This is a genomic window from Rhizobacter sp. P3_B12, from assembly GCF_056402895.1.
Map to the genome: position 1 here is coordinate 1 of NZ_JBFUGN010000168.1, position 8,932 is coordinate 8,932.

Below are 8,932 nucleotides of genomic sequence, written 5' to 3' on the forward strand. Positions count from 1 at the left end.
CCGCCTACGCAGCCGTGGGCCGGCTGGACGAGGCCGACCGCCTGTACGCCACGGCGATCGACGAGCTCGACACGACCTCGCCGTTTCCGTACGCCTGGATCTGGTTCATGCGCGGCCTGATGTGGTCCGAGCAAGGCGATGACCCGCGGCGCGGCGAAGCGATGTATGCGCAGGCCGTGCGCACGCTGCCGCAGTTCGCCGTCGCGAACATCCACCTCGCGGAACTGGAGGTCAGGCGCGGCGATGAGCCTGCGGCAACGGCACGGCTCGAGCGCATCGCGGCGGCCAGCCACGAACCGGAAGCACTGGCCTTGCTCGGGCAACTCCACATCCGCGCCGGCCAACGCGAGCGCGGCGAGCGCGAGATCGCGCAGGCGCAGCTGCGCTTCGAGGCGCTGCTCGCCAGGCACCCGCTCGCCTTCGCCGACCACGCGGCCGAGTTCTACCTGGGCGCTGGCCAGGATCCGGAGCGGGCCTGGGCCTTGGCGCAGCAGAACCTCGCGGCTCGGCCGACGCAGCGTGCCCAGCGGCTGGTGATGCAGGCGGCGCAGGCCACGGGCCGCAGCCCCGCGCTGCCGCGTCACGTCTCGTCGGTGTCGCGACCGAGGTACTCGCCACCCCAGGAGGCCGGATCGACATCTTCGACCGATTCGGAGAAGGTCCAGACGTGGCCGAAGGGATCGGCCACCGTGAACTGACGCTCGCCGTAGACCTGCGTCTGCGGCGGCCCGATCACCGTGGCCCCGTGGTTGCACGCGGCCTGGAACAGCGCATCCACGCCGCGCACCCGCACCATCACGCACGCCGATGCGACCTCGGCGGACGGCCCGCGTGCCGCCACCACCACCGCGCCCTGCCCTGCCGGCGCGTCCAGCTGCACGCGGTGCGTGCCGATGCGCAGCCGCTCGGTGAAGCCGAAGGCCTTGCACAGCCAGTCGGCGGCCTCGGGAACGCTGGGGTACAGAAGCACCGGGATGACGGCCGAGGCGGGCATCGACCTGTTGCGCGGCAACGTGCTTGACATGGCGAATCCTTTCACCAGGTGCTCGAGATCCGGAAGCACCGTCGGAAGAACGCAGACGACGCCGATCAGGAGCAGCATGAACAGAACGAAGATACCCGAGCCGATGGCGTCTTCGCCGGCCTTCCCTCTCTGGAGTTGCCGATGCCGCCGCCTTGAGAGGAAGGACTGTGCGACCACACCCGCGAGCACCACGGTCCACAGCGAGTAGCAATCCGATGGATCGAACGGGCAACGGGAATACGGATCGGAACCCTGCGTTGTCGACGCGGCGCCGATGTGAGCGCTCGACAGAGGCATCTTCATGACATGAACTCCTGTTCCGCGGAGCACCTCCGACCGTGCCGGGAAGGCTTCCTCTTTTCGCTTCAGGAGACAACTTTCTTCCCTTATGAGGAAGTATATTGACTGTTTCCATCTTCAACAAGGAATATTCTTCAGATGGAAGTGGGGATGCCGCAATGCGAAAATCCAACGCGGATGACCACTTCCCTTTCGACATGACGAGCAGCAGACCCGGCGCGGACGATGGCGAACCATCACTGGCCGCGATCTGCGTTCGCGCACTGCTCGATCGTCACGAAGTCCCCCGGCACAAGCACTCGACGTTGACCGCGGACGTCCTGGGCCTCTCCTACTCGCATGCGCACCGCAAGGTCCAGAAGGATTCGACCTGGTCGCTTGAAGAGCTCCAGCGCATGGCGGAGTTCTTTGGCGAGACCCTCGCGCAACTGGTGAGCCTGGGCGAAGCCGACACGCCGCGGTCGGCCGTGTTGCTCGCCGGATCTGCGCGCGTCCCGTGCCGGGTCTGGCTCGAGCACGAAGCGAAGCCGGCGCGGCCAGGATCGCTGGTTGCGATCGGCGTGGGCAGTGAATGGGTCGTCATGCCCACCGGCGACAACGTGCCTCCACACGCCTTCGGCATCCGCCTGCTCGTGTTGCAGGGCGATGCCCAGACCGCGCGGCGCATCGCCGTGCTCGACGACAAGCGCGACACCACCGACAGCCTGGTCGATGCGCTCGCGGCATCGGGATTCGAGGCCACGCCGTTCTACACGGCGCAGGACCTGGCAGACGCCGTGCGGACGCGCCCTTTCGACGGCTACCTCATCGACTGGATCCTCGGCAGCCAGGACAGCCGCGAGCTGATTGCCGGCATCCGCGAGACCGACCTGCAGTGCCCGATCGGCCTGCTCACCGGCGAGTTCGACACCGGACGCGCCCAGGCGAACGAGGTCGCCGACGCCGTGCGGCGCTACAAGCTGATGTTCTTCGAGAAGCCCTTGCGGTTGCCGATCATCAGCGCCCAATTGACGCAAGCGTTCGGTCCCCGGTGAGGAGGGTCATGACGCCTCGTGCGTCTCGTCGGCCATCGTCACGGGAACACGAACGTCGAAACAGGAGCCGACGCCCGGGCTGCTGTTGACATCAACGGTACCGCCCAGGTGCGCAACGACGGTGTGCACGATGGCCAGGCCGATGCCCACGCCCTCGCGGCCGCCCCGCTCCAGGCTTGCGAACCGCGTACCGGCCAGGAAGAGGCCCGGCAGATGCTCCGGTGCAATGCCTCGACCGGAATCGGACACCGTCATGTGCAGTTCGCGTGCCGTCGCGTGCAGCGTGACGTGGACATGCCCCGAGTCGGTGTACTTCACCGCATTGCTGACGAGGTTCGAGAGCACCTGGACGATGCGCTTCGGATCGGCGACGACGAAGACCGGATCCTCCGGAACGTGGGCGCTGAGCTCCAGGCCCTTGGCCGACGCCTGCTGCTTGAAGGTGTCGACGACATCGCGAACGAGATCCCCGGCCTCGAAGGCCTCCGGGTGGATCTCCAGGCGTCCCGCTTCGCCGGTGGCCAGCGTCAGCAGATCGCGCAATTGCGTGTTCATGGCGTTGGCAGCGCGCCGGATGCGAGCGACGAACTCGTCGTTGGCGGCACCGCCCGTGCGGTGCGCCATCACGTCGAGCGCGCAATGGATGTCCTGCAACGGCGATCGCAGTTCGTGGCTGACCATGGCGAGGAAGTTGGCCTTCGAACGAATGGCATCTCGGAGCTTGCGTTCCGATGTCGCAAGCGTCACCAGCCAACCGGCGACCAGGAGCCATGCGGCCGTCAGCACGCTCCACAGCAGCGTGCGCCGTTGCAGCAACGCATCCACAGCCGCTTCACGGCTTCGCATTTCCTCGATCCTCACTTCATTGGCCAGTCGCACGAGCACGGGCTCGACGGCCTCGAACAGCGGCAGCAGTTCGATCGCACTCTCACGGCCGAAATCCTGGCGTTTCAATCGATGCATCACCCGCAGCTGGAAGCCCTGCAGCGTCTCGACATTCGCCGAATAGCCCTCGAWTCCGGCGAAGTAGCGGGTCAGTTCAGACGGAACGATYAGGATCCGCGCCTTGGACTCCAGGATGTCTGCGCGCAGATGGCGACGGTCCTGCTCGACGGATTCGCCGGCCGCCTCCACGCGCACCAGTTCGCGCATGCGATAGAACGCCAGCTGGTACTGGGCAACGCTCCAGTAGTAGCCCTCCCGAGGTCCGCTGAGTGACCAGGCGGAATCATCGGGCCGGTACAGCGCGTAGGCTCCACCGATGAAGACCGCGCTGAGCAACGCCACCTTGCCCAGCAAGTGCCAGCCGGGTGACAGCATCTTGCCGATGCGGGCGTTCATTGCACGTCGATCCGGTTGACTTGCCAGATGAACTTCGCTTCCGTCATCGGCGTGCTCAGCTCTCGGGGGCGGTCATCGCGCGGGTAGATGACGAACAGCGGCCCCCACTGGCTGCGTTGCAACCGATTTCCATCGCGGCTGTGGGCCAGCACGATGCCCCAGCGCGTCATGTCATCCCAGGGGATCGTGACGTTGTAGTCGTCGACCGCCGTGATGCGCAGTGTCGTTCCCGTCCACGCGCCAACCTGGGCCATCACCACATCCACGCGAGGTCCTTCCCATCGAGACTTCGGCGTCCACGTGGTGCCGGTGACGATGACCGATTGCGGCAAGCGCATGAACTCGTTTTCCGTGAAAACGAAAACGTTGCCAGCGTTGCGTTTTCCAATCTTGCCGCCTACGGTCAGCAGTGCGCCGTCTGCGGCCCAAGCTGGAACTGTCGTTGCTGTCAACCCTGACAAAAGTGTTCTACGTCGCATCTTTGTCCCCGACTAGACTGCCGCGGATGCTAGGCGCCAACATGGCGCAGCGACAGACAGACAAAGGGACCCCATGCCAAGAATCGACCTGGAAGTCGTCGTGATCACCGAGATTGGAATTGCCCCGACGGAGATCGGAACCCAGCAGTCGTTGAACGTTCGCGTCGGCGTCGAGATCGAGGCCGACGCAGCGGACAAGGCCGCCCAGACAGCCGACATCCACCAGACCCTCGACTACAGCCACTGCCGCAGCATCGTGCGGCACGTCTTCGAGGGTTGCCGCTTCGACCTGCTCGAAGAACCCACGCTTCTCATCAAGCGACAGATCGAAGAACTGCCGCATGTGCGATCGGTCGTGGTGAGCATTGCGAAGGCCCATCCGTGGCCGGACGTGCCCAGCGTTCGCTTCACCGCATGAAGGCAGCGCTCGTCACGGGCGCTGCCGCGCGCGGCGGTGCGGCCATCGCCCGAGAACTGCATCGTCGCGGGCTCAAGCTGCTGCTTCACCACTCCCCACGTTCTGCCACACAGGCGCAAGCACTGGCCGGCGAGTTGAACGCCACTCGCCCGGCAAGCGCCGCAACCTGGTGCGCCGATTTCATCGAGCCCGTTGTTCGCGTGCCGGGATGGATCGTCGACGCCGCCGTGGAGGTGTGCGTGTGCAACGCATCGGTGTGGGAGGCCAGCACGCTCGCCGACTGCGACCGGGCCGCGGCAGACTGGAACGTGCATGTGGCGTCGCACGCGGCGGTGCTGGCGGCGCTGAGGGCGAGCCTGCGGTCCATCGTCACGATCACGGACGTGCATGCTGACCGGCCCGCGCGGGGTCACCTCTGGTACACGACAACGAAGGCGGCCCTGCAAGCCATGACGATGGCGCTTGCGGCAGACTGGTCACCGCAGGTTCGCTGCAACGTCGTCCAGCCGGGCACGCTGGTCTGGCCGGAGGGGTGGTCCGATCGCGCCCGGCAGGAGTCGGTGCTGCGCGGTATCCCGTTGGCACGCGAGGGCAGCTTCGAAGAACTGGCGGCCACCGTCGGCTGGCTCGCCCTGGACGCACACTACGTGACGGGCCAGATTCTGGCCGTCGATGGCGGACGAAGCCGTGTGCTGTGCGATTGAAGGAGCGCTCGACCATGAAAGCATATTCGGGAAGCTGCCTCTGCGGGCAAGTGCGAGTTTCCGTGCAGGGCGAGCCGCTGCGCGTCGGCATCTGCCACTGCACCGACTGCCGGCAGGAAAGCGGCTCGGCCTTCACCTTCTACGGCATCTGGCCGACCCCGCAGTTCGAGCACGCAGGCGACACGGCTCACTTCAAGGGACGATATTTCTGCACCCGATGCGGGTCGCGGCTGTTCTCCGTCGACGAGCGAGAGGCCGAGATCAAGCTCGGCCTGCTGTCGCAAGCCCCCACCCCGCTGGTGCCGAGCTACGAGCTCTGGGTCAAACGCCGCGAGCCCTGGCTGCGGCCGGTCGACGGCGCCGTGCAGCACGACGAGGACCGCACCTGAACCCCGCTGCACCGCGATTTGGAAACATCGCGTGACGACGGGCGCTCAGGCGCAGAGTGGAACCGTATCCACTTTCATCCCTACATCGCGTTGCAACGGACGCACACGCACACAGATCTGGACCGGCGGGCTGCCTAGGATCCGCCCGCACCCTTCAGACCTGGAGCCCACGTGACACTCACCCGCCGCACTTTCCTCGGATCCGCCGCTGCTGGCGCGGCCTCCGGCGCGCTGCCCTTCGCCACCGGAGCGGCCCACGCCGCGAGCCCCGTCGGCGACGTGGTCGGCAAGATCACCGTCGGCTACCAGGGCTGGTTCGCCTGCGCGGGCGACGGCGCGCCGATCCGCGGCTGGTGGCACTGGTCCAACGACTGGGGCCGTCCGCCGTCGCCGTCGAACAAGGCCATCAGCGCGTGGCCCGACATGCGCGACTACGCCGCCGGCTACCGCAGCGACTACGGCAACCTGAACAACGGCTCGCCGGCCACGCTGTTCTCGTCGTACGACCAGTCCACGGTCAACACGCACTTCCTGTGGATGCAGCAGAACGGCTGCGACACCGCCGCACTGCAGCGCTTCAACCCGAACGGCGGCGAGGGCGCCACGCGCGACGCGATGGCGGCCAAGGTGCGCACTGCCGCCGAGGCGACCGGGCGCAAGTTCTACATCATGTACGACGTGAGCGGCTGGGCCAACATGCAGCCGGAGATCAAGGCCGACTGGACCAACAAGATGGCCGCGCTGGTCGCCTCGCCGTCCTACGCGAAGCAGAACGGCCGCCCGGTGGTGGGCATCTGGGGCTTCGGCTTCAACGACGACAACCACCCGTGGCCGGCGGCGGCCTGCCTCGACGTCATCAACTGGTTCAAGGCCCAGGGCTGCTACGTGATGGGCGGCGTGCCCACCTGGTGGCGCAACGGCAACAGCGATTCGCGCGCCGGCTACCTCGACGTGTACCACGCCTTCAACATGATCTCGCCGTGGATGGTGGGGCGCATCGGCGACGCCGCCGGCTCCGACTGGTTCTACGCCAATGCCAACCAGCAGGACCAGGCCGATTGCAATGCGCACGGCATCGACTATCAACCGTGCGTGCTGCCGGGCGACCTGGGCGCGCGCCAGCGGGCCCATGGCGACTTCATGTGGCGGCAGTTCTACAACATGGTCCGGGTCGGCGCGCAGGGCATCTACATCTCGATGTTCGACGAGTACAACGAGGGCAACCAGATCGCCAAGACCGCCGAGACCGCGGCCTTCCTGCCGTCGAACTCCGGCATGCTCGCGCTCGACGAGGACGGCACGCCCTGCTCGTCCGACTACTATCTGCGCCTCACCGCCGACGGTGGCCGCATGCTGAAGCGCCAGATCGCGCTCACGCCCACCCGCCCGACGCAGCCGGTGGCCGGCGGCACGACGCCGGGCACCGGCCGGGTCGTCAGCCTGCGGGCACGCGTCAACAACGCCTACGTCTGCGCGGAGAACGCGGGCGACGGCGCCTTGATCGCCAACCGCGCGGCCATCGGCGGCTGGGAGCAGTTCGACCTGCTGGATGCCGGCGGCGGCAACGTGGCGCTGCGCTCGCATGCGAACGGCAAGCTCGTCACCGCCGACAACGCCGGCAACTCGCAGCTGATCGCCAACCGCACCGCCATCGGCCTGTGGGAGACCTTCCAGCTGATCCGCAACCCGAACGGCAGCGTGACGCTGCGAGCGCTGGTCAACAACCGTTATGTCACGGCCGAGAGCGCGGGCGCCGCGCCGCTGATCGCCAACCGGACGGCGATCGGGCCGTGGGAGCAGTTCGACCTGATCGGCGGGTGATCACCCCCATCACCCCCATCACCCCATCAGCACCAGCGATTCCTCCGGGTACCGGTTGCACATGAACTCCACGAACGCGCGGACCTTCGGCGCCGGCAGGCGTCGCGATGTGTGCAGCACCCACAGCGCGACCTCCACGCCCGAGACCGTCCCCCACTGAACCAGCTCCCCGCGGGTCAGCTGGTTCCATGCGATGGACTGCGGGATGAGGGCCGCGCCGGCGCCGGCGACGGCCGCGTCGCGGACCATCAGGAACGATGACAGCCGCAGCTTCGGGATGGGGTCCAGGACCAGGCGCCCCTCGTCGAGCTTCCAGTGGGTCGGCTGGAAGCTCGTGGACACGATGCCGGGCACGGCCCTGACCGCACCCGGGCCGGGCATCGGCACCGAGGGCGCGGCCACGACGACCAGCCGGTCCTTCGCGAAGCACCGCCCCACCAGGCTGCTGTCCGGGCTGGGATTGATGCGGATGGCGGCATCGAACTGCTCCTCGACCAGGTCGACCAGGCGGTCCTCGGCCACCACCTCGCAGGTGACCTCCGGGTAGGCCGCGCAGAACTCCGCACTGATCCGCCCCATCGCCAGTTGTGAGAACAGCACGGGCGCGGCGATGCGCAGGCGCCCGCGCGGCATGGCCACCCCCTCCCGGGCCGCGGTCATGGCTTCGGCCACCTCGTGGATCGGCCCTTCGGTTCGGGCCATCAACAGCTCGCCGGCTTCGGTGAGTTTCAGCCCACGGGCGCTGCGCTCGATGAGCCGCACGCCGAGCTGCTCTTCCAGGTCGGAGATGCGCCGCGACAAGGTCGCCTTCGATTTGCCGCTGGCACGGCTCGCCTTTCCCAACCCCCCGCTCGTCGCGACAAGCGCGAAATCGGCCACTGCGTTCAGATCCATGCTGTTCCATATTTGAAACGGTGTATCTACATTTTGGCGCCTTTGTTTTACTGGTGCAACAGCCTATCTTCTCGTCATCGCAACTTGATACGAGGAACTTCAAATGAGCACCACCCAACAACGCGCTGTACTGATCCGGGCTTATGGAGGCGCCAGCGCCGCCGAAGTGGCCGAGATCGCCAAGCCGGAAGCCGGGCGCGGCGAAGTCCTGGTCCGGGTTCGGGCCGCGGGCGTGAACGGCATCGACTGGAAGGTCCGCGAGGGCTATGTCCGGGATGCCTTCCCGCTTCAACTGCCGGCCGTGCTGGGCATCGAACTGGCGGGCGTGGTCGAGGCCGTCGGCCCCGGCGCCTCCCGCTTTCGCGTCGGCGACCGCGTCATGGGCCCGCTGGGCCGGCTCGGCGCCTACGCCGAGTTCGTGGCGGTCGACGAAGGCAACCTGGCTCGCACGCCTGACGGTCTCGACGACGTCCAGGCAGCCGCCATTCCCGTGGCAACCGTGGCGGCCTGGCAGAGCCTGCATCTCGC

11 protein-coding genes are annotated in these 8,932 nt (G+C 67.1%); 7 read left to right on the forward strand and 4 right to left on the reverse strand.

The window, feature by feature from the left end; translation table 11 throughout:
• Positions 1-698 (forward strand): tetratricopeptide repeat protein (locus tag AC1D01_RS11775; RefSeq protein ID WP_477866336.1); only part of this gene is annotated, 698 nt, incomplete at its 5' end.
• On the opposite strand, the gene AC1D01_RS11780 is transcribed toward AC1D01_RS11775, so the two are convergent.
• Positions 581-1,354: a VOC family protein gene (locus AC1D01_RS11780; RefSeq protein ID WP_477866338.1), complete on the reverse strand. Its 774-nt coding sequence runs from the start codon at positions 1,352-1,354 to the stop codon at positions 581-583. The genes AC1D01_RS11775 and AC1D01_RS11780 overlap by 118 nt on opposite strands.
• A gap of 128 nt (positions 1,355-1,482) precedes the next feature.
• Here AC1D01_RS11780 and AC1D01_RS11785 point away from each other — a divergent pair, with 128 nt between their 5' ends.
• Positions 1,483-2,358 carry a helix-turn-helix domain-containing protein gene (locus AC1D01_RS11785; RefSeq protein ID WP_477866340.1) on the forward strand — a complete coding sequence of 292 codons (876 nt, stop codon included), beginning with the start codon at positions 1,483-1,485 and terminating at the stop codon, positions 2,356-2,358.
• 6 nt (positions 2,359-2,364) lie between these two features.
• On the opposite strand, the gene AC1D01_RS11790 is transcribed toward AC1D01_RS11785, so the two are convergent.
• The gene (locus AC1D01_RS11790) at positions 2,365-3,699 is read right to left on the reverse strand and encodes a sensor histidine kinase (protein WP_477866342.1); all 1,335 of its coding nucleotides are present in this window, start codon (positions 3,697-3,699) and stop codon (positions 2,365-2,367) included.
• Positions 3,696-4,178, reverse strand: a complete 483-nt coding sequence (locus tag AC1D01_RS11795) for a putative pterin-binding protein (protein WP_477866344.1) — start codon at positions 4,176-4,178, stop codon at positions 3,696-3,698. Before AC1D01_RS11795 ends, AC1D01_RS11790 begins: the two co-directional genes overlap by 4 nt.
• 73 nt (positions 4,179-4,251) lie before the next feature.
• Between AC1D01_RS11795 and AC1D01_RS11800 the strand changes: the two genes are divergently transcribed.
• The 4 genes from AC1D01_RS11800 to AC1D01_RS11815 all read left to right on the forward strand — a co-directional run bounded on the left by AC1D01_RS11800 (position 4,252) and on the right by AC1D01_RS11815 (position 7,510).
• Positions 4,252-4,596: a dihydroneopterin aldolase gene (locus AC1D01_RS11800; RefSeq protein WP_477866346.1), complete on the forward strand. Its 345-nt coding sequence runs from the start codon at positions 4,252-4,254 to the stop codon at positions 4,594-4,596.
• Positions 4,593-5,300, forward strand: a complete 708-nt coding sequence (locus AC1D01_RS11805) for an SDR family oxidoreductase (RefSeq protein ID WP_477866348.1) — start codon at positions 4,593-4,595, stop codon at positions 5,298-5,300. Before AC1D01_RS11800 ends, AC1D01_RS11805 begins: the two co-directional genes overlap by 4 nt.
• Before the next feature lie 14 nt (positions 5,301-5,314).
• Positions 5,315-5,689, forward strand: a complete 375-nt coding sequence (locus tag AC1D01_RS11810) for a GFA family protein (protein ID WP_477866350.1) — start codon at positions 5,315-5,317, stop codon at positions 5,687-5,689.
• 171 nt (positions 5,690-5,860) lie between these two features.
• Positions 5,861-7,510, forward strand: a complete 1,650-nt coding sequence (locus tag AC1D01_RS11815; RefSeq protein WP_477866352.1) for a lectin — start codon at positions 5,861-5,863, stop codon at positions 7,508-7,510.
• Positions 7,511-7,528: 18 nt separating this feature from the next.
• On the opposite strand, the gene AC1D01_RS11820 is transcribed toward AC1D01_RS11815, so the two are convergent.
• Complete coding sequence (locus tag AC1D01_RS11820) at positions 7,529-8,404, reverse strand: LysR family transcriptional regulator (protein ID WP_477866354.1); 876 nt, start codon at positions 8,402-8,404, stop codon at positions 7,529-7,531.
• A 103-nt stretch (positions 8,405-8,507) separates the two neighbouring features.
• Here AC1D01_RS11820 and AC1D01_RS11825 point away from each other — a divergent pair.
• On the forward strand, positions 8,508-8,932 hold a 425-nt coding region (locus AC1D01_RS11825), incomplete at its 3' end, for an alcohol dehydrogenase catalytic domain-containing protein (RefSeq protein ID WP_477866356.1).